A 19,550-nucleotide genomic window follows, 5' to 3' on the forward strand; every position below is an offset into this window, starting at 1 on the left:
GGCGCCATAATCGTAGAGGCCGAACAGGCCGGCATAGAGATCCTCATACCCATAGTCCCAGAAGTATGGGTCATAACCCCAGCCCCACCAAGCGTAATCATAGAGATCGTAATAGGCAAACGGCCAGAACACCGGGCCGACCCAGCCAAAGCCGCCGTGCGGGTGGCGCCACCACAAGCCACCATTGTGCTGACTCCAGGCGGCACTCGCGACGCCCGCCGTGATGGCAGCGCGAGTCATCGGATTGCGCAGCCCGCCGGGAGCGTTCAGAGCGTTCCTGACCCGACGCGAGGACAGCGCATGGCCGACCGCATTGGCATTGCGCTGGGCTATCCGGTTCGAGACGGTGCGGTTGGCTGCGACGAAGCCGTGCGAAACGCCGGTTCGAACATGAACACTGGAGGGCGCGTTGCGACCGGCGAAGACGTGGGCCGGGTGGGATTGGAAGCCGCGTGCGCTGAAACTGCGTCCCGCGTGTGGCGCGGTGTGAAAGGAGTGAAAGCCTCCACCACGAAAACCGCCAGCGGAATGAAAGCCGCCACCGTGAAACCCGCCAGCGGGACGAAAACCACCGCCACCGTGGAAGCCGCCACCGCCCCCACCGTGGAAACCGCCACCGCCGCCGCCGTGGAAACCGCCGCCGCCACCATGAAAACCACCGCCGCCGCCACCGCCACGGCCCGCTTGGGCTACGTCTGTGAGCCAGAGCCCCACGGCTGCGCAAACCAGGATCCCAGCGAGCGCCAACGAAACCTGTTTGCCGCACCCAGCTCTCAGCATAGTTTCCTCCACCTTAGTCGACGGCGGTTGGGAAGGCCGGCGATGCCAGAGGCTTCCTAAGCAACAATCGAGGTGGTCGATAGGTTCCGCCAGCAAGATTGGCGCGCCGCTGCCTGACACACTGTTCAACGACCAGGAGATAAACGTGCAAATCGCGATCGTCGGAGCTGGAGCGGTGGGATGCTACTATGGCGGTCTGCTGGAGGGATGGGCATGACGTGGTGTTCATCGGCAGGCAAACGCACGTCGATGCAATCAATGTGCATGGCCTCCTCCTGGACACGCAGAACTTCAAGGGATACTTGCCTGCCATTGCGTCTACAGACGCAAGCTCCCTCGCCTCGCCGGACTTGGTGCTATTTTGCGTGAAGTCAGCCGACACAGAGGAAGCAGGTCGGTCTTTGGCTGGACGCTTAGGTCCGGAAACGTCGATCCCCAGTCTCCAGAACGGCGTCGACAATGCACAGCCTCCAGTATCGCTGCGGAGCAGAAGCGGCGAATGCGCTCGACGAGTTTATCGGAAAGCGGCCAGTGAACTGCGCGCTAGTCAACCTCGACCGTTACGGGCGGACCGTTGCGACCTGTACAGTCGGCGGTACGGATCTCGGCGAATGGCTGATTGCCCAAGGTCTTGCATTGGACTGGCCGCGGTACTCCAGCGGCAAGTACCGCCCAGCCCAACAGAGAGCTGAGCAAGCCGGTCGCGGGATCTGGAAGCGCAGCTACGTTGAGCCGCGGCGGTATCGGGGTTGAGGGCGAAAAGCAAATCGAGGCGCTTCGTCCCCAAAGAGGGCTGAATTGGCTGCCACCGAATTATGTGCGCAGCCGAACCACTAAGCCGGCTTGCACTTCGCAAGCGCCTGCCCTTTCCGATTGATAATTTTGAATGCACGTCTCAGCGGTGCCGCAGACCGCCGTGCACATTCGGAGAGTGGGCCGTGATCAGGTTTTTGTGCTTCCGCGCCGCCGCTTCGGCCTCGCGAGCAAGTCGTTCAGCCTTTAACCTCTCGCGATTTGCATGAAACGCCGCTTGGATGCGTTCATACTCGGACATCGCTACTTTGGCACCGGTTTCCTTGAAGACCCTTTGCGCCTCACGTTGGGCGGCAGTGGGCGGCTTCCATCCGTATTTTTTATGAGCGGTCATTCCCTCCTCCTTCGGTGATAGCCGTGGGGGCTTGTTGGGTCCGACCGTCAAAGTCTCTTCCTGTTTTTCAGTTACCGCAATCGAATATTTGCCAGTCGTTACCGCGCCGGCCATAGATCCGCCGGCTGGCTCACGGTCACCTGCAACGGGATTTCGGTCGCATCGCTGTTGGACCGTTTCCTCGTGAAGGTCGCATTCCGCTCGGAGCCTAAAGACCCGAAGCACGAACAAGATCTCCGATCTGAGTTTGTACAGACGCTGAAGAAGGTGGAATGCCTGCGAGGCTTGCGATCACGACGTCATTTACAAGATTGGTTTCGCGGCTCTTCCCAGGCATCCGCGTTTGAGCTGCGCTCGCCTCGACTGATAAGCTTTCTCTCAACACCTTTTCTAATTTCCGCTACACTGACCGCTCCGCGAAAGCTCGCCGCATCATACGGACTGATCCGACCGGAGATCGTGGCTGACTCTTGCGAAGGCCAACTTCCAATTGATCTTGGACCGGCGCCGTCCAAGCCGAAAGGTATCTTCAGTTCAGCCACCGCATTTCCTCGCCTCTACTGCGTGGAGCGACCGTACACGCCCGTCCGACAAGCCTCGCATCATAACCGGGCGCTTGCTCTCACCGTCGCCATGATCGAAACATCCCGGTGTCGGAAAACGCGCCGACTCGATCCAAAGAGAGGTAGAGCCGGCCAGGATTCGTGCGCGTAGCGGCCATCCAAGCCGCTCGTATCCCGGCTCGCTCAAGGATTCGATTGCGGATGAATCACCATCGCTGCACCAAGGATTCGATAAACACCGATGGGCCGATTGGAGTTTGCTTGGGCGGTGGTTGTATGAAAATCGAGAGCGAGCGACAAAATCCGCCCAAGAAACGGACATAACAGTCTGTTTTCAATGGGGAAATCGGACGCTTTAGCTACCATACACCGCGTGCGGCAGCCACAGCGTCAGGGCGGGCACGTAGGTGATGATCATCAGCACGATCAAAAGCAGAATGAGGAACGGCAGAACGCCGCGCACGACCTCACCGATGGGCGCACGCGAGATCGTCGACAGCACGAACAGATTCAACCCGACCGGCGGATGCACCAGCGCAATCTCCATGTTGTGGGTGAAGATGATGGAGAAGTGTACGGGATCCACACCCAGCGCAGGCAGGACCGGCGCGAGCAGCGGCAGCACCAGCAACAGCGTTGCGATCACTTCGAGGAAGCAGCCCAGCACGAGCAACAGCACGTTGATCGTCAGCAGGAACTGCCAAGGGGCCAGATTGCGCGCCAACACCCATTTCACGAGCTCTGCCGGAACGCCCGAGGCCGTCATCCAGTGGCCGAACGCCAACGCCGCCGCTACGATCAACATGATCGCACCGGCGCTTTTCAGCGCGTCCGCAACCACCCACAATGTCTCTGACCAATGAAAGCCCCGGTAGTAAGTCAGACTGACCAGTAGCGACACCACCGCGGCGATGGCGGCGGCTTCGGTCACCGTTACGACGCCGCCATAGATGCCGACGAGCACGATGACCGGCACGATGAGCGCAGGTAGCGCCCTCGCCGTCACGCGAAGGCGCTCGTTTAGCGGCAGTTTCGGCTCCGCCGGAAATTTCCGCCGCCGCGCGTCATACCAGACCCAGCAGAAGAATACGGTCGCTTGCAGCAGACCCGGCAACAGGCCGGCGAGGAACAGGCGCGGCACCGACTGTTCGGCGACGATGCCGTAAAGGATCAGCGCCAGCGACGGGGGAATGACAATGCCGATGGTGCCGGACGCGCCGACCACGCCCAGCGCAAAGCTGCGCGGATAGCCCTTCTCGATCATCGCCGGCACCAGGATGGTGCCCATCGCGAGCGCAGTAGCAACCGAAGAGCCGGAGATCGCCGCAAACAGCGTGCAGGCCACCACCGTCACCAGCCCGAGCGAACCACGAATGCCGCCGAGCCAGGCTGCGGACACGTCGACCAGCGCCTTGGCAACGCCGCCGTGACGCATGAAGGTCGCCGCCATGACAAACAGTGGCAGCGACATCAGGGTCGGCGAATTGAGGTGATCGATTACGACTTGCGCGACGCCCACCAGCGGATCGCCTGATGCGATGTAGAGAACGGCGGCGCACAGGCCAAGAACCAGGAAGATCGGCATGCGACGGCCAAGAGGCCGAAGAACAGCAGCAATAGCAGGAAGACCGACATCACTGCGCCCCCGCCTACCTCAATGGCCTCAGTCCGCGCCCGGTGGCAAAGGGCCTAATCCGCCGGCCCGTTCGTGCTCGGGAATGTGGCCGACGGTCATCGTCTCGGCATTGAAGGCGACGAGATAACGATAGAGTCTCGCCAGATAACGACCGCTCATCAGGAGCGCCCCAGTCGGGATCGCCGCGGAATAAAGCCACATCGGAAACTGCAGGTCCGATGAACTGCGCTCATCCAACTGCCAGGAGGTCGCAACGATGCTCCAGCCGTACCAGGTAAGCGCGGCGCAGAACACCAGCGCAGCCACGCAATTGAGCACCTCCATCCAGCGCTGCACACGAGCGGGAACGGCCCTAAGCACGAGATCGGGCCGGACGTGGCCGTCCGTACGCACCAATTGGGACGCCGCAAGCATGATGCCCCAGACGATCAAATAGACGATCACCTCCTCGGCCCAGGAAATCGCATAGCGCGGCGCGATGTAGCGGCCGGCGACCTGCACCACCCCGACGAGCATTGCCAGGATCCCGAGCAGGCCGATCAGGAACCGCTCGGCCTTGTCCCACCACGCCTCACGCAAGAGCCGCTTCCTTTCGAAGGATACCTCTCAGCTGTGACTGCCGACTGCATCGCTAACGAGCTTGACGATGTCGGCCGACAGCTTGGCGTCACGGATCAGATCGGCTTGCGCGGCAATCAAGCGCTTGCGATCAGCCGCGAACTGCTCCGGCGTCGGATCGACAAAGGTGACGCCGTGCGATTTCATGGTCTCGCGCGCGTCGGCTTGCGATTTCGCCGACATCGCCCGGTAGCGATCGATATTGGCCGACCAGACGTCGCGCATCAGCTTGCGGTCGGCCTCTCCAAGCTTCGACCAGAAAGCGTCGCTGACCTGGGGAATGTAATTGGCGAAGAATTGATGGTCCGCGTAGGAATACTTCACGCCCGCCTCCCATAGCTTGGCCGAGTTGCAGCTCTCATCCGAGCTGACGAAGCCATCGAACGTCCCTTGCGACAGAGCGAGCGGAACGTTGGGCCACGGCGTCACGTTGGGGATCGCGTGCACGAAGGCGATGCGCCAGGAAATGCCCGCGCCTCCGGGACTGCGGATCTTCAGTCCGTTGAAATCATCGAGCGTCCGGATCTCTTTCTTGGTCGTGTACCAGTTCTCGTTGCCGAGCTCGAGCCAACGGCCGAGAATGTGCGAGTGTACCTTGGCCTCGATCTGTTTGCCGACGAGTTCCCCCGGAGGGCCGTCGACACAACGGCGAATGACATCGACCGGCTGGCCGTAGAGCGCAGGCAGCTGAGCGAAATCGGCATCCGGGACCAGCCCGGTCAGGGTCCACGTCCCCGGCGCGGCCATGTCGATCTGCCCCTGGATCAGCGCTTTGGTGACGTTGAGATCGGCGAATAGCTGGCCAGAGTGAAACACCTCCGACTTGATCCTGCCCCTGCTCGCCTCGTCGAGCTTGGCCACGTAGTCGACGATCGCCTGATTGCGCGGGTGCGATGGCGCCGTATCAAGCGAGCAGCGCAACTTGATCGCATCGTCCGCCCGGGCCGTACGGAGCAGATAAGGCATCGCCAGCGCCCCTGCCGCGCCTCCCATGAAGGCACGCCGATTCCATTTGGAAACCATTGTTGTCCTCCGTGACACTTTTGTATGTTTGTCTAACGATTGCGCCAGCGGCGATTAGTTGCAACGAAATAGATGGTTCTCCACTCCCCGCGCGGTACGTCTATTGCACCGCGGAACGATTTGCGGCGCAACATTCAAAATGAGACTGCCAGTTAAGCGGCACATGGCTCCGACGCGTGCGCTGCATCCGAGTTCGGTTAGCCTTCATCTCAACGACCGTCGACCTTGCCGAACGCCGTACCGCGCGGCGGACGCGCCGGGCAGCGGTGAAGAACAGCGACAAGAACGCCCCAGGGAGGAGAGCAATGTTGAAAGGCAGTTTAGGACTGATCGCGTTGAGCAGCCTGTTACTTTCAGGCACCGCCTTCGCACAGGAGAAGATCAAGGTCGGCGTCACCGCGACGCTCGAAGGAACCTACACCGTGCTCGGCGAGGACGGCATCCGCGGTTTCCAGACGGCGCTCAACGTGCTCGGCAAGAAGGTCGGCGACAAGGAACTCGAATTCGTCATCGCCTCAACCGACGCGACGCCGGACTCCGCCGTGCGCGCCGTGCGCAAGCTGATCGAGCAGGACAAGGTGCAGATCCTGCTGTCGCCGCTGTCCGGCGACGAAGGCATCGCGGTCAAGAACTTTGCAAAAACCCATCCCGAGCTGACCTTCATCAACGCCGCCTCCGGCGCCCAGGAGACGACCTATGTCGATCCGGCCCCGAACTTCTTCCGCTACAACATGGACGGCGCGCAGTGGCAGGTGGGCCTCGGCAAATACGCCTATGACGAAAAGAAGTATCGCAAGATCGCGACCGTCGGCGAGGACTACTCCTTCATCTATACGCAGGTGTTCGGCCTCGTGCTCGAGTTCTGCGGCGCCGGCGGACAGGTGACCAACCGGCAATGGGTGCCGCTCGGCACCAAGGACTTTGCCTCGGTCATCGCAGCGCTGCCCGACGACGTCGACGCGATCTATCTTGGCCTCGGCGGCGCCGACGCCGTCAATTTCCTCAACCAGTACCAGCAGGCCGGCGGCAAGGCGCATTTGATGGGCGGCTCGATCATGATCGACCAGACCATCCTGTCGTCCAAGGGCAACGCCAAGAGCGCGCTGGTCGGCACGCTGGCCGCAAGCGGCCAGGCCGATACCTGGGAGGATCCGGGTTGGCAGAAGTTCGTCAAGGACTATCAGGACGCCTTCCCGCCGAACAAGCGCTTCCCGAGTCCGTCGCTGCTGGCCACCAATTATTACGGCTCGACCATGGCGTTGATCCTGGCGCTGCGTCAGGTCAATGGCGACCTCTCCAACAACCAGGCCAAGTACAAGGAAGCCCTTGCCAAGATCGAGCTCGACGCACCCAACGGCAAGATCAAGCTCGACTCCAACCGCCAGGCGATCGGCACCAACTTCGTCACCGAGGTCGTCGATGACGGCAAGGGTGCGTTGTTCTCGAAGGTCGTGAAGGTAATCCCGAACGTCAACCAGACGCTGGGCTACGACCCTGCGGTGTTTGCCAAGATCGGTTTGCCAAGTCGTACAGTACCGGAATGTAAGAAGTACTGACGTAGTCTCGTTCGCGAGCAACGACTGACCGGGGGAGAGATTTGCAAGGCGCGGACATCGGGCGCCCTTGCATTCTCTCCCCGGTTGTTGAACGCTACCCCAAAAAAGACAAGAGCTTTCGGGAGGGAAGGCATGAGCCGGGCGCTCGCCGTCTTCCATGGCCGCTTTGGCCGGGCGACGGTTTACCAGTTGAACCGCCCTTTCAACATCCACGCGCATCGTGAAGGTCATCTGATCTTCCATGTCGGGGGGGCGTCAGGCATGCCTCGACGTCAACGATGGCCGTTATGAGCTCACCGAGGATTCTGTCGTCGCGGTCAACCCGTGGGAACCGCACAATTTCCTGCCATCCGATCTTGAAGGCGGCGCCATCTTCTTCGTGCTCTACGTCAATGCAGAATGGTTCGCGCCCGACGCGCCCGGCGCCGATCGACTGCGCTTCGGCCGCACCCAGTTCAAGCGGTCAGTTGCGCTGGACAGGCACATCAGGCGCACGGCCGCACTGGTCTGCGGTGCGCCGTCGCTCAACACCCTCGATGGTGAGCTGAGAGCGCTGATCGACATCTGCTACGACGAAAGCTGGCAGCAGGCCGAGACCGCGCGCGATCCGCGGGCGAACGGCTCCGTCACCGATTTTCGCGTGCGCAGGTGCATCAAGATGATGTCGGAGAGCCCGGGTGCCGAGATCGAGCTTGACACAATTGCGCGCGAATCCGGCCTGTCGCGACCGCATTTCTACCGGCTGTTCCGCATCCAGACCGGCGTCACCCCGCACCTCTATCTCAACACGCTGATCATGGAGCAGGCGCTGGAAGCGCTGGTGGCGAGCGAGGCGCCGATTGCGGACATCGGCTTCGATCTCGGATTCTCCTCGCAGAGCGGTTTCACCCGCTTCTTTGCCGCCAATGTCGGGATGGCCCCGACCGATTATCGCCGCGCCGCCAAGGTTTTGCGCGCCTGAGGGCGCGCGAAAAGATACTCACGATCAAACGCTCCCCTTACAGCCCGATTAGGATGCCCGGAACGCGGTCCCGAAAAGAGGATCGCACTCGATAGGGAGCGCACGTTCATGGCAAGGCTTGCGGCCGGCGACGGTCTGCGTGCCCCCTTGCCCCGCTCGCGGGGAAAGGGTCGGAGTGACGTGAAGACGGAGCGGCGATCATGACCCGCTTCGTCGAGCGCCATCCTGCCTGGGCGCTGATCATCATCATCGCAATCGCGGTGGCGCTGTGGCTGATCTTCGCGGTGTGGCCACCGGGCCTTGAAGAGGCGATCGGCCGCAAGCGGGTCTTCCTCAACGCGCTCTTCAATGGCATCACCCTCGGCGGTCTCTATTTCCTCGTCGCCAGCGGCTTCACGCTGATCTTTGGCCTGATGCGCAACGTCAACCTCGCGCACGGCTCGCTGTATCTGTTCGGCGGCTATGTTGGCTACGCCATCAGCGCCTCGACCGGCTCCTGGATCCTCAGCTTCATCGTCGCTTTCATCCTAACCGCGCTGGTCGGCATCCTGCTCCAGGTCCTCGTGTTTCGCCGCATGGAGGGCCAGGACCTGCGCCAGACCATGGTGACGATCGGCCTCTCGATCGTGTTCGCCGATCTCATGCTGTGGGCCTGCGGCGGCGACTTCTACCAGATCCAGACCCCGAACTGGCTGATCGGCCCGATCGAGCTGCCGCTGATCACCGCGGTGAAATCCTCCGGCGATCCGGTCTATCTGCGCTATCCGCTGGTGCGGCTCGTGATCTTCCTGGCATCCGCGATCATCGGTATCGCTATGTGGCTCGCGCTCAATCGCACCCGGATCGGGATGATCATCCGCGCCGGAGTCGATGACCGCGACATCCTCGCCGCGACCGGCGTACGCATCCAGATCGTCTTCGTTCTCGTCTTTGCGCTCGGCGCTGGCCTCGCCGGCATCGCAGGCGTGGTCGGCGGCACCTTCCAGTCGCTGTCGCCCGGCGAGGACATCCGCTTCCTGCTTGCCTCGCTCGTGGTCGTCATCGTCGGCGGCATGGGCTCGATCCCTGGTGCCGCACTCGGCGCGCTGATCATCGGCCTCGCCGAGCAGCTCGGCTCGGTCTACATCCCGACCTACGCCATCGTCGTGACGTTCCTGATCATGGTGCTGGTGTTGGCGCTTCGGCCGCAGGGCCTGCTCGCGAGGCGCTGACATGTCCGTCACCCACGATGCCCGTATCCAGGTCCACAAGCCCGCCGCAACGGCGCAGCGTCCGGCCGTGCGCGGATGGCCCGACATCAATAATCCCGCGGCCTGGATCATGGCGGTCATCCTCCTGATCATGCCACTGATCGCCAATGGCTTCTTCCTGATCGAGATCTTTGCGACGACGCTGATCCTCGGCACCATCGCGCTCAGCCTGATGTTCCTGGCCGGCTATGGCGGCATGGTCAGCCTGATGCAGCTCACCATCGCGGGCTTTGCGGCCTACATGGTCGCGGTGTTCGGCATCAGCGGCAACGCCAATATCAGCCTGGGCTGGCCGTGGTGGCTGGCGGTGCCGATGGCGTTGACGCTTGCGACGATCTTCGGCACGCTCGGCGGCGCGCTCGCGGTCCGCACCGAGGGCATCTACACGATCATGATCACCCTCGCGATCGGTGCGGCCTTCTACTATTTCACCAACCAGAACTGGGCGATCTTCAACGGCCATACCGGCATCAACAATGTTGCCACGCCGCATTTCTGGGGCGTCGACTGGCGAGCCGATATTCCCTTCTACTATGTCGTGCTCGCGACTGCCACCCTCTGCTACTTCGCCGTTGAATACATCTCCCGTGCCCCGTTCGGTCTCGCGCTTCAGGGCGTGCGCGACAATCCGCGCCGCATGGCCGCGCTCGGCTTCAACGTCAATGCGCATCGCGTCGCGGCCTATGCGGTGGCGTCTTTTATCGCAGGTCTCGCCGGCGTGCTCCAGGTCTGGAACTACCGTCAGATTTCGCCGGGCTCGGTCAGCGTCGGAGCGTGCATAGACGTCCTCATCATCGCCGTTGTCGGCGGCATCACCAGGCCCGTCGGTCCCTATATCGGCGCGCTGGTCTTCGTCCTCTTGCGCACCTTCGCGCTCGATTTCCTGGTCAAGATCGGGCTCGACGGCAATCGCTTTCGCCTCCTGATCGGGCTCGGCTTTCTCGCCATCGTGTTCTGGTCGTCGGATGGCGTGATCGGCTTGTGGCAGCGCTGGCGGCAGAGCCAGGTCCGCGAAGAGAACCGTCCGGGCGGAGGGCGGGGCCATGGATAGCGTCGCGCAACGTCTTTCGGCCGTCGGCGCAGGTGCAGCGCTGGAGCTGCGCGGCGTGACGCGGTTGTTCGGCGCGCTCGCGGCGTTGACCGATGTCACCATCACCGTTCGCGCGGGCGAGCGACGCGCCGTGCTCGGCTCCAACGGCGCCGGCAAGACCACGCTGTTCAACTGCATCACCGGAGACTTCCCACCCTCCTCCGGGACCATCCGCTTCTTCGGCGAAGACGTCACCCACTTCCCGCCTTATGAGCGCATCCGCCGTGGCCTCAGGCGGACTTATCAGATCTCCGCGCTGTTCCCCGGCCTTACCGTGCAGGACAACGTCTATCTCGCCTGCCGCGGCGTCTCGCGCGGACGCTTCTCGTTGCTACGCCCGGGACAGAACGATGCGCTGATGCACGCCGCCGACGGTCTCGTGCAGGCCGTACATCTGACGGCGGTAAAGGACCAGCGCGTCGCCGAGCTTGCGCACGGCCAGCAGCGCCAGCTCGAGATCGCGCTGGCGCTCGCCGGCGCGCCGCGTTTTGTGCTGTTCGACGAGCCGGCCGCGGGCCTTTCGCCGACCGAGCGGGTCGAGCTGGTCGAGATTCTGACCTCGCTGCCGTCGCATATCGGCTACATCATCATCGAGCACGACATGGACGTCGCCCTGCGCGTCGTCGAGAGCGTGACGATGATGCACAACGGCCGGATCTTTAAGGAGGGCCTGCCGCAGGAGATCCAGTCCGACACCGAGGTGCAGGAACTTTATCTCGGAGGCGGCCATGAATGAGGTCCGCCGCTCCGCCGCCGCGCTCGAGGTCCGAGGCCTCGACGTCTATTACGGCCATTCCCACGCGCTTCAGGGCGTCGACCTCTCACTCGACGCCGGCGTGTTCTCGGTCGTCGGCCGCAACGGCATGGGCAAGACTACCCTGTGCAAGGCCATCATGGGCCTGGTGCCAGTGAGCGGCGGTTCGATCCGCGTTCGCGGCGAGGACATCACGCGGCGGCCGCCGGCCCATATCGCACGGCTCGGCGTAGGTTATGTCCCGCAGGGACGCCGTCTCTGGCGCTCGCTCAGCGTCGACGAGCATCTGCGGCTCGCCGGCGGCATGCGGTCCGGCGCCTGGACCGTCGAGCGCATCTACGACACCTTTCCGCGTCTCGCCGAGCGCAAGGACCATGGCGGCGGCCAGCTCTCCGGCGGCGAGCAGCAGATGCTCGCGATCTCACGCGCCCTGCTCACCAATCCGCATCTGCTGATCATGGACGAGCCGACCGAGGGGCTCGCGCCCGTCATCGTCGCTCAGGTCGAGGAGATGCTGCTGCAACTCGGCGAGGACGGCGATATGGCCGTGCTCGTGATCGAGCAAAACATCGGCGTCGCAACCGCGGTCTCGCGCAATGTCGCGATCATGGTCAATGGTCGCATTAATCGCATCATCGACTCCGTGCGGCTCGCCGCCGATCGCGAGCTACAACAGCGCCTGCTCGGCGTTGGACTGCACGCCGAGCTCGAACCCGAAATCGATGCGCCCGCCGCCGGCGGTGAAGCGAAGCCAACCCCGCAGCCCACGCGCGCCAGCGGGCCGATCCGGATCTACATCTCCAATCCCACCCCGCCGACGCGCTGGTCGCAGCCGGTCCCGATCGGGCGCATCGAAGCCGCCGCGCGCACGCTGTCGACGCAGATCGCGCGTTTCGACGAGACCGCACGGCGCAAGCGCGAACCGATAACGGCGCAAATGTCGGGCCCGCCGCTGGTGCTGGTTGTCGGCACGCTCGACACCAAGGGAACAGAACTTCGCTTCATCCGCGACATCATCGCCGAAAGCGGATTGCGCACGCGGCTGGTGGACGTCTCCACCAGTGGCAAGCAGGCGACTTGCGATGTCTCGGCGCAGGAGATCGCGTTGAACCATGGCCGCGGCGGCTCGGCCGTGTTCGGCCCGGACCGCGGCGCCGCGGTGACGGCGATGGCGGATGCGTTTGCGAATTGGGTGCGGCGCCAAGGCAATATCGCCGGCGTGATTGCGGCGGGCGGCTCGGGCGCGGCGTCGCTGGTTGCGCCTGCTATGCGCACCCTCCCCGTCGGCGTTCCAAAGCTGATCATCTCCTCGGTCGCCTCCGGCGACGTTGCGCCGTATGTCGGCCCTGCCGACATCACCATGATGTATTCGGTCACCGACGTGCAGGGTCTCAATTCGATCTCGCGCGCGGTGCTTTCGAACGGCGCCAACGCCATCGCCGGCATGGTCAAGGCACGGCTCGATCAGCGCCAGGCCAAGGATCGAGTCGGGCTGCCTGCGGTCGGCATCACCATGTTCGGCGTCACGACACCAGCGGTGCGGAAGATCGCAGCCGATTTGCGCGGTGACTTCGAATGCCTGGTGTTCCACGCCACCGGCGTCGGCGGCCGCTCCATGGAGAAGCTCGTCGATTCCGGCCAGCTCGCGGGCGTCATCGATCTTACCACGACCGAGATCTGCGACCTCCTGATGGGCGGGGTGTTTCCCGCGACCGACGATCGCTTTGGCGCGATCATCCGAGCCCGCGTGCCCTATATCGGCTCGGTCGGCGCGCTCGACATGGTCAATTTCGGCGCGCCCGACACTATCCCCGAGCGCTACAGCGGCCGGAAGTTCCAGGTTCACAATCCGCAGGTGACGCTGATGCGGACCACGGCGGATGAGAACGAGCGCATGGGCCGCTGGATCGGCGAGCGGCTCAATCAGATGGACGGGCCAGTGCGCTTCTTCCTGCCCGCGGGTGGCGTCTCCGCGCTCGATGTCCGCGGCCAGCCGTTCTGGGACCCCGAGTCCGATGCCGCCCTGTTCCGCGCGTTGGAGCGCACGGTGCGGCAGACCGGGAACCGGCAACTGATCCACGTCAAGCAAAACATCAACGATCCCGAGTTCGCCTCGACCATCGTAGCTGCGTTCCGAACGCTGTTCGGCCGCACCGGGGCGCGCCGGAGACTGGCGAGGTGACCGATGGCCCGGTTTGAACGCGCAGCACTCCTGAAACGGTTTCGCGAGATGGCGAAGCGCGGCGAGCCCATCGTCGGCGGCGGCGCCGGCACCGGCCTGTCGGCCAAATGCGAGGAAGCCGGCGGTGTTGATCTCATCGTCATCTACAATTCCGGCCGATACCGCATGGCCGGCCGCGGCTCGCTTGCGGGTCTGATGCCCTACGGCGACGCCAACGCCATCGTGCTGGAGATGGCTGGCGAAGTTCTGCCCGTGGTCAGCAAGACGCCGGTGCTTGCCGGGGTCAACGGCACCGATCCGTTTCGCGATATGGACGTGTTCCTGGACCAGCTCAAGACACTTGGCTTCGCCGGCGTGCAGAACTTTCCGACCGTCGGCCTGATCGACGGTGTCTTCCGCGCCAATCTCGAAGAGACCGGCATGTCCTATGCGCTGGAGATCGAGATGATCGCCAAGGCGCGCGAGAAGGACCTGCTGACGACACCTTACGTCTTCAGCGAGAAGGAAGCTGCCGCGATGGCGATCGCCGGTGCCGACATCATCGTCTGCCACCTCGGGCTCACCACCGGCGGCACGATCGGCGCCCAGACCGCACCCAAGCTGAAGGACTGCCCGGCGCATATCGACACCTGGGCATCGGCCGCGCTCAGCGTCAATCCGGACATCCTCGTGCTCGCCCATGGCGGTCCGATCGCGGATCCCGCAGATGCCGATTTCATCATGAAGAACACCCGTTACTGCCACGGCTTCTACGGCGCCTCCTCGATGGAGCGACTGCCGGTGGAGCGGGCGTTGACGGACCAGGTACGCAAATTCAAGGCGATCGGCGCGCGATAACGCCGGAACGATTGAGGGAGGGAAACATGTCAGGGATCCTGGTCGGCGAGCTCATCCTCTGGCTGATCGTCGCGATCATCGTGATCGTGGTTGGCGTCTACATCGTCAATTGGCTCTACCACCGCTCCTCCAAGGAGGTGTCGTTCGTCCGAACCGGTTTCCTCGGCGAACGCGTGGTGATCAACGGCGGCGCCTTCGTGCTGCCCTTCATCCATGCTTACACCCCCGTTAACATGAACGTGCTGCCGATGGGCATCGTGCGCTCGCGGCAGGACGCCGTGATCACCCGCGACCGCATGCGCGTCGACATCGAAGCCGACTTCTATGTCCGCGTTCAGCCGACTCGCGAAGCCGTCTCGATCGCCGCCGCTACCCTTGGCCGCCGCACCATGGAGCCGGAGCAGCTCCACGCGCTGCTGGCCGGCAAGTTCATTTCCGCGATCCGTTCGGTCGCTTCCGAAATGACCATGGAGGAAATGCACGAGCGGCGCGGCGATTATGTCGCGCGCGTCAAGACCAATGCCGCCGAAGCGCTTGCCCAGAACGGCCTCGAGCTCGAATCGGTCGCGATCACCGATCTCGACCAGACCGACCTCGAATTCTTCAACCCTTCGAACCGCTTCGACGCCGAAGGTTTGACCCGGCTGATGGAGGACATCGAGGCCAGGCGCAAGCTGCGCAACGACATCGAACAGGACTCGATGATCAAGATCCGCACCCGCAACCTGGAAGCCGAGCGGCAGGCCCTCGAAATCGAGCGCGAGAGCGAGACCGCGCGGCTGGAGCAGGAACGCGACATCGAGATGCGTCGCGCGCTCCAGCGCACGGAAGTCGCCCGCGAACGTGCGTTGCGCGAGACCGAGGCCGAGCAGGCCCAGATCTCGGCGCGCGAAGCGATCGAGCGCTCCCGGATCGCCAATGAGCAGGCCATCGCGGAAGCCCGTATCGCCTCCGAGCGCGAGACACGCCAGAAGGAGATCGAGCGCACCCGTACCATCGAGGAAAAGGAGCTGCTGGCGCGCGAGGAGATCGAGAAGACGCGGATCGCCAATCAGCGCTCGATCGACACCACACGGATTGCGTCCGAGCGCGAGGTCCGCCAGCGCGAGATCGAGCGGATGCGCACCGTCGAGGAAGCCGAGATCGCCGCTCGCGAGGCGATCGAGAAGGCTCGCATCCAGCAGGACCGCGTCGTCACCGACGCCCGCATCGCCAATGAGGAGGAAACGCGCCGCCGCGAGATCGAACGCACCCGCGCCGTCGATGAGGCCGAGATTGCCGCCCGCGAGACCACCGAAAAGGCCCGCATCGCGCAGACGATGATCGTCAATGTCGAGCGTATCTCCTCCGACGAGCGCACCCGCGCGCTGGAAATCCAGCAGGTCCGCACCATCCAGGAAGCCGAGATCGAGGCACAGCGCGCCGTCGAGGCTGCCCGCATCGCCCGCGAGCGGACGCTCGCTGCCGAGCGGATTGCCGCAGAGCAGAATACGCGGCAGCTCGAGATCGAGCGCAATCGGACGCTTGAGGTCGCCGGGATCGCCGCGCGCGAGACCACAGAGGCCTCGCGTATCGCCCAGGAAGAGCGCGTCCGCTCGCTGGAGATCGCACGCAACCGCGCCGTCGAGGAAGCCGACATCGCTTCCCGCGAAGCGATCGAGGCAGCCCGCATTGCCCAGGAGAAGGCCGTCGCCGCCGAACGCATCCAGGCCGAGCGCGACACGCGTTCGCTCGAAATCGAGCGCACCGGAATCCTTGAGGCCGCCGAGCTCAAGCGGCGCGACGCCATCGAGCGCCAGCGCATCAGCGTCGACCTCGCGCTCGAAGCCGAGCGGATCAATTCCTCCAAGAAGCGCGAGGTGCTCAACATCGAGCAGAAGAAGGCGATCGAGATCGCGGACGAGGACCGCGTCATCGCGCTGTCCGCAAAAAAGTCCGAGCGGATCGATGCCGATCGCCAGGTCCGGCAGGCCGAGATCGTTGCACGCAAGGAAGTCGAGACCACGGACGTCTCGCGCGAGCAGGCACTCGAAGCCGCCCGCCTCGAGCGCCGCCGCGCGCTCGAGCAGCTCGAAGTCGCCCGCGTCCAGTCGCTGCAGGAGGCAGAGATCGCCTCCCGCGAGGAAGTGGAACGGGCGCGCATCGCCTCCGACCGAGGCCTGGACGAGGCCAGAATCGGCCGCGAGCGCGAGCTGCGCAAGCTCGAGGTCAACCGTGAGAAGGAGGTCGAGACAGTTTTGATGGAAAAGGCGATCGCCATCCATCAGAAGTCGCTCGAAGAGTCCGCGGCGCGGGCCGCTGCCGAAGAAGCTCGCATGCGAGCAACCGAAGCCGCCGAACGCGTGGTCACCGCGCGCGAGAGCGAGATCGCAAAGCGCCGCAAAACGGTCGAGGTGCTGCTCGCCGAGAAGCAGGCCGAGGAAACGCGGATCGCCGCCGAGGCCGAGCGTGTCCGCGCCGCCGTCGAGGCAGAAGCGCAGCGGATGCTCAACGAGGCCGAGAACGTACTCACCGACCAGGCACGCTACTCGTTGTTCCGCAGAAAGTTGCTCGACCGCATCGAGGGCATCGTGCGCGAGAGCGTCAAGCCCATGGAGAAGATCGAGGGCATCCGCATCCTCCAGGTCGACGGCCTCAACGGCAATGGCCCTGGCGGCAATGGCGGCCGCAGCGCCACCGACGAGGTGATCGACTCGGCGCTGCGCTACCGCGTGCAGGCGCCGCTGATCGACTCCATCCTGTCGGACATCGGTGTCGAGGGCGGTAGCCTGGCAAAGATGCCGGGCTTGATCCGCGAGGCCCGCGACATGCAGGGGATCAAGGATTCCGCGCGGAAGAGCGGCGGCGGCGGCGACAAGCCGGCGGCCTCCCCGCCTGCGACTGAGGGCGGCGGTGAACCATCGGCCGAACGCGGTCCGAGGAAGAAGAGTTGAGGTCTGACCCATGCCCCGCGTCTACGTCTCCACCGTCGTCAATGCGCGCAACGACCGCGTCTGGGCTCGGGTGCGCGATTTCAATGGCCTGCCGAACTGGCATCCCGCGATCGCCGAAAGCCGCATCGAGGGCGGCGAGCCCGCTGACAAGATCGGCTGTGTCAGGGACTTCCGCCTGCGCAACGGCGACCGCATCCGAGAGAAGCTCCTGGGCCTCTCCGATTACGACATGTTCTGCACCTACTCGATCCTGGAATCCCCGATGGGCGTCGAGAACTACGTCGCGACCTTGCGGCTCACGCCGGTTACCGACGGCGACCAGACCTTTGTGGAATGGACTGCCGAGTTCGACTGCGCGCCGGAGCGGGAGACCGAGCTCGTCAGCAACATCGGCGGCGGCGTGTTCCAGGGCGGCTTTGACGCGCTGAAGCGCGTTTTCGGAGGCTGACGCTCGTGCCGCACATCGTAAAAAGCACGATTCTGGACGCGCCGACCGATGTGGCGTGGTCGATGCTGCGCGATTTCAACGGGCACGACCGCTGGCATCCCGCGGTTGCGACTTCATCGATCGAGCGCGCGCATTCCTCGGACAAGATCGGATGCATCAGGCGGTTCAAGCTGAAGGACGGCTCAGAGCTGCGCGAACAATTGCTGGCGCTGTCCGACCTCGAACAGAGCTTTAGCTATTGCCTCCTCGATACCCCGATCCCGATGTTCAACTACGTCGCCCATGTCCGCCTGCTGCCCGTGACCGACGGCGACCGTACCTTCTGGCACTGGGAGTCGCGCTTCACGACGAAGCCCGAGGACCGGGACCGCATTACCCACATGGTCGCGGAAGATATCTATCAGGCCGGGTTCGACGCAATCCGCCGGCATCTAAAGGAGGCCGCTTAAGCCATGGCCGTGACGGTAAAGACCTTTGCAAGCGCCAGCGAGGCTGCTGGGGCGCTGTCCTCGGACCGCAGCGCGCGCTATCTCGGCGGCGGCACGCTGGTGATGCGGGCGCTGAACGAGGGCGATGTCTCGATCTCGACCGTGGTCCGCGCCAGCGACCAGGCGCTAACCCGGATCGACGCATCCGGGCCGCGCATTACCCTCGGAGCCGGCGTCACCTTCGCGCGCGTCCTCGCCGAACGTGAGCTCGGCTTCCTGCACGCCCCTGCCCGCTCGATCGGCGGCCCTGCGGTGCGCAACATGGGCACCGTCGGCGGCAATCTCTTCGCCCAGAGTCCTTATGGTGATTTCACCGTCGCGCTGCTCGCCCTCGATGCCACCGTGGCCGTGCAGGGCAGCTTCGGCTCGCGGGACATCCCGATCGAGGAGTTCTTGCAGGCACGTGAACGGCAGACCGGAACACTGGTGCTGTCAGTCTCCTGCACCCGGCCGACGAGCACGGAGGCGTTCCGCTATCGCAAGATCGCGCGCATCAAGCCGAAGGGCGGCTCGGTCATCACGCTTGCGGCACATCTGCCGATCAGCGGTGACCGGATTGCCGGCGCCCGCATCGCGCTGGGCTCGATGGCGCCGACGCAGATCCGTGCCCGCGCCGCCGAGCGCGCGCTCGAGGGCCGCTCGCTGGATGCTGCGACCATCGCGGCTGCCGCATCCGCAGCGACCGAAGGAACGTCACCATACGACAACGCGCTCGGCAGCGCCTGGTATCGCCGCGAGATCGTCGGCGTGCATCTGCGCCGTCTGTTGTCCGGGCAAGAATAGATCGGGAATAGACCGTCATGTCCAAGATACCCCTGCAATTTCGTCACAACGGCCGCGACGTCGCGATCTTCGTCGACGGTGGTACCAATCTCCTGGTCGCGCTGCGTGAGCTGATCGGCGACATGACGCCCAAATTCGGCTGCGGCCAGGGCGGCTGCGGCACCTGCAGCGTTCTGATCGATGGCGAGCTTCACCTGTCCTGCCTGACGCTGGCCGAGACGGTCACAGGCCGCTCCATCGAGACGCTCGACGGCATGAAGCAGGGCCCGAACCTGCACCCGCTCCAGCGCGCCTTCGCCGACAATTTTGCCGCCCAGTGCGGCTATTGCACGCCGGGCATGCTGATGGCCGCAAAAGCTCTGCTCGACCGCAACCCCTCACCCAGCCGCGACGAGGTCATTGAGGCGATCTCCGGCAACATCTGCCGCTGCACCGGCTATGAGCCGATCATCAATGCCATCCTGGCCGTCGCAGGCGGCCGGGCCAGCGCCTGAGGGACGC

Annotated in this window: 17 protein-coding genes and 3 pseudogenes; 15 read left to right on the forward strand and 5 right to left on the reverse strand. The window is 64.1% G+C overall.

The annotated features are described in order from the left end of the window. Positions 1 to 240: pseudogene (locus tag AC629_RS10555) on the reverse strand (Spy/CpxP family protein refolding chaperone); the annotation flags it as partial. A 60-nt stretch (positions 241 to 300) separates the two neighbouring features. Here AC629_RS10555 and AC629_RS10560 point away from each other — a divergent pair. From AC629_RS10560 to AC629_RS10570, 3 genes and pseudogenes are all read left to right on the forward strand, one after another. Continuing rightward, on the forward strand, positions 301 to 840 hold the full coding sequence (locus AC629_RS10560) for a hypothetical protein (protein WP_084804718.1): 540 nt from the start codon (positions 301 to 303) through the stop codon (positions 838 to 840). 128 nt (positions 841 to 968) lie between these two features. Further along, positions 969 to 1,187: pseudogene (locus AC629_RS10565) on the forward strand (ketopantoate reductase family protein); the annotation flags it as partial. Between the two features lie 52 nt (positions 1,188 to 1,239). After that, positions 1,240 to 1,533 (forward strand): thermonuclease family protein, encoded by a 294-nt coding sequence (locus tag AC629_RS10570; protein WP_084804719.1) that lies wholly within the window; start codon positions 1,240 to 1,242, stop codon positions 1,531 to 1,533. A gap of 142 nt (positions 1,534 to 1,675) precedes the next feature. On the opposite strand, the gene AC629_RS10575 is transcribed toward AC629_RS10570, so the two are convergent. The 4 genes from AC629_RS10575 to dctP all read right to left on the reverse strand — a co-directional run bounded on the left by AC629_RS10575 (position 1,676) and on the right by dctP (position 5,767). Then, on the reverse strand, positions 1,676 to 1,927 hold the full coding sequence (locus tag AC629_RS10575) for a hypothetical protein (protein ID WP_084804764.1): 252 nt from the start codon (positions 1,925 to 1,927) through the stop codon (positions 1,676 to 1,678). Between the two features lie 918 nt (positions 1,928 to 2,845). Then, the gene (locus tag AC629_RS10580) at positions 2,846 to 4,075 is read right to left on the reverse strand and encodes a TRAP transporter large permease (RefSeq protein WP_143199044.1); all 1,230 of its coding nucleotides are present in this window, start codon (positions 4,073 to 4,075) and stop codon (positions 2,846 to 2,848) included. Between the two features lie 78 nt (positions 4,076 to 4,153). After that, positions 4,154 to 4,705 (reverse strand): TRAP transporter small permease, encoded by a 552-nt coding sequence (locus tag AC629_RS10585; protein WP_084804720.1) that lies wholly within the window; start codon positions 4,703 to 4,705, stop codon positions 4,154 to 4,156. Between the two features lie 27 nt (positions 4,706 to 4,732). Beyond that, a complete protein-coding gene (gene dctP / locus AC629_RS10590) occupies positions 4,733 to 5,767 on the reverse strand; it encodes a TRAP transporter substrate-binding protein DctP (RefSeq protein WP_084804721.1) in 1,035 nt (344 codons plus the stop codon). Between the two features lie 305 nt (positions 5,768 to 6,072). Here dctP and AC629_RS10595 point away from each other — a divergent pair, with 305 nt between their 5' ends. From AC629_RS10595 to AC629_RS10650, 12 genes and pseudogenes are all read left to right on the forward strand, one after another. Continuing rightward, positions 6,073 to 7,323, forward strand: a complete 1,251-nt coding sequence (locus AC629_RS10595) for an ABC transporter substrate-binding protein (protein ID WP_084804722.1) — start codon at positions 6,073 to 6,075, stop codon at positions 7,321 to 7,323. Positions 7,324 to 7,455: 132 nt separating this feature from the next. Next, positions 7,456 to 8,284 (forward strand): annotated as a pseudogene (locus AC629_RS10600) (helix-turn-helix domain-containing protein). Between the two features lie 200 nt (positions 8,285 to 8,484). Further along, a complete protein-coding gene (locus AC629_RS10605; protein WP_084804723.1) occupies positions 8,485 to 9,495 on the forward strand; it encodes a branched-chain amino acid ABC transporter permease in 1,011 nt (336 codons plus the stop codon). A gap of 1 nt (position 9,496) precedes the next feature. Beyond that, entirely contained in the window at positions 9,497 to 10,585 is a 1,089-nt protein-coding gene (locus tag AC629_RS10610) for a branched-chain amino acid ABC transporter permease (RefSeq protein ID WP_084804724.1), read from the forward strand. Then, positions 10,578 to 11,360 carry an ABC transporter ATP-binding protein gene (locus tag AC629_RS10615; protein WP_084804725.1) on the forward strand — a complete coding sequence of 261 codons (783 nt, stop codon included), beginning with the start codon at positions 10,578 to 10,580 and terminating at the stop codon, positions 11,358 to 11,360. The genes AC629_RS10610 and AC629_RS10615 overlap by 8 nt, the downstream gene beginning before the upstream one ends. Continuing rightward, a complete protein-coding gene (locus AC629_RS10620) occupies positions 11,353 to 13,560 on the forward strand; it encodes an ABC transporter permease (protein ID WP_084804726.1) in 2,208 nt (735 codons plus the stop codon). The genes AC629_RS10615 and AC629_RS10620 overlap by 8 nt, the downstream gene beginning before the upstream one ends. A 3-nt stretch (positions 13,561 to 13,563) precedes the next feature. Continuing rightward, positions 13,564 to 14,397, forward strand: a complete 834-nt coding sequence (locus AC629_RS10625) for a phosphoenolpyruvate hydrolase family protein (RefSeq protein ID WP_084804727.1) — start codon at positions 13,564 to 13,566, stop codon at positions 14,395 to 14,397. A gap of 26 nt (positions 14,398 to 14,423) precedes the next feature. After that, positions 14,424 to 17,330, forward strand: coding sequence for a flotillin family protein (locus tag AC629_RS10630; protein ID WP_084804728.1), 2,907 nt, complete (start codon positions 14,424 to 14,426; stop codon positions 17,328 to 17,330). Between the two features lie 10 nt (positions 17,331 to 17,340). Next, complete coding sequence (locus AC629_RS10635; protein WP_084804729.1) at positions 17,341 to 17,778, forward strand: SRPBCC family protein; 438 nt, start codon at positions 17,341 to 17,343, stop codon at positions 17,776 to 17,778. Between the two features lie 5 nt (positions 17,779 to 17,783). Continuing rightward, positions 17,784 to 18,227 (forward strand): SRPBCC family protein, encoded by a 444-nt coding sequence (locus AC629_RS10640; protein ID WP_084804730.1) that lies wholly within the window; start codon positions 17,784 to 17,786, stop codon positions 18,225 to 18,227. Between the two features lie 3 nt (positions 18,228 to 18,230). Continuing rightward, the gene (locus AC629_RS10645) at positions 18,231 to 19,049 is read left to right on the forward strand and encodes an FAD binding domain-containing protein (protein ID WP_084804731.1); all 819 of its coding nucleotides are present in this window, start codon (positions 18,231 to 18,233) and stop codon (positions 19,047 to 19,049) included. A gap of 17 nt (positions 19,050 to 19,066) precedes the next feature. Continuing rightward, a complete protein-coding gene (locus AC629_RS10650; RefSeq protein WP_084804732.1) occupies positions 19,067 to 19,543 on the forward strand; it encodes a (2Fe-2S)-binding protein in 477 nt (158 codons plus the stop codon). Positions 19,544 to 19,550: the final 7 nt, after the last annotated feature.

Origin of the sequence: Bradyrhizobium sp. NAS80.1 (assembly GCF_001908205.1) — a bacterium.
GTDB lineage: Bacteria > Pseudomonadota > Alphaproteobacteria > Rhizobiales > Xanthobacteraceae > Bradyrhizobium.

Bases quoted from the DNA above. Each gene is read 5' to 3' on its own strand.
- AC629_RS10560 (WP_084804718.1), top strand. From the start codon at position 301: ATGGCCGACCGCATTGGCATTGCGCTGGGCTATCCGGTTCGAGACGGT.
- AC629_RS10570 (WP_084804719.1), top strand. From the start codon at position 1,240: ATGCACAGCCTCCAGTATCGCTGCGGAGCAGAAGCGGCGAATGCGCTC.
- AC629_RS10575 (WP_084804764.1), bottom strand. From the start codon at position 1,927: ATGACCGCTCATAAAAAATACGGATGGAAGCCGCCCACTGCCGCCCAA.
- AC629_RS10580 (WP_143199044.1), bottom strand. From the start codon at position 4,075: ATGCCGATCTTCCTGGTTCTTGGCCTGTGCGCCGCCGTTCTCTACATC.
- dctP (WP_084804721.1), bottom strand. From the start codon at position 5,767: ATGGTTTCCAAATGGAATCGGCGTGCCTTCATGGGAGGCGCGGCAGGG.
- AC629_RS10595 (WP_084804722.1), top strand. From the start codon at position 6,073: ATGTTGAAAGGCAGTTTAGGACTGATCGCGTTGAGCAGCCTGTTACTT.
- AC629_RS10605 (WP_084804723.1), top strand. From the start codon at position 8,485: ATGACCCGCTTCGTCGAGCGCCATCCTGCCTGGGCGCTGATCATCATC.
- AC629_RS10610 (WP_084804724.1), top strand. From the start codon at position 9,497: ATGTCCGTCACCCACGATGCCCGTATCCAGGTCCACAAGCCCGCCGCA.
- AC629_RS10615 (WP_084804725.1), top strand. From the start codon at position 10,578: ATGGATAGCGTCGCGCAACGTCTTTCGGCCGTCGGCGCAGGTGCAGCG.
- AC629_RS10620 (WP_084804726.1), top strand. From the start codon at position 11,353: ATGAATGAGGTCCGCCGCTCCGCCGCCGCGCTCGAGGTCCGAGGCCTC.
- AC629_RS10625 (WP_084804727.1), top strand. From the start codon at position 13,564: ATGGCCCGGTTTGAACGCGCAGCACTCCTGAAACGGTTTCGCGAGATG.
- AC629_RS10630 (WP_084804728.1), top strand. From the start codon at position 14,424: ATGTCAGGGATCCTGGTCGGCGAGCTCATCCTCTGGCTGATCGTCGCG.
- AC629_RS10635 (WP_084804729.1), top strand. From the start codon at position 17,341: ATGCCCCGCGTCTACGTCTCCACCGTCGTCAATGCGCGCAACGACCGC.
- AC629_RS10645 (WP_084804731.1), top strand. From the start codon at position 18,231: ATGGCCGTGACGGTAAAGACCTTTGCAAGCGCCAGCGAGGCTGCTGGG.
- AC629_RS10650 (WP_084804732.1), top strand. From the start codon at position 19,067: ATGTCCAAGATACCCCTGCAATTTCGTCACAACGGCCGCGACGTCGCG.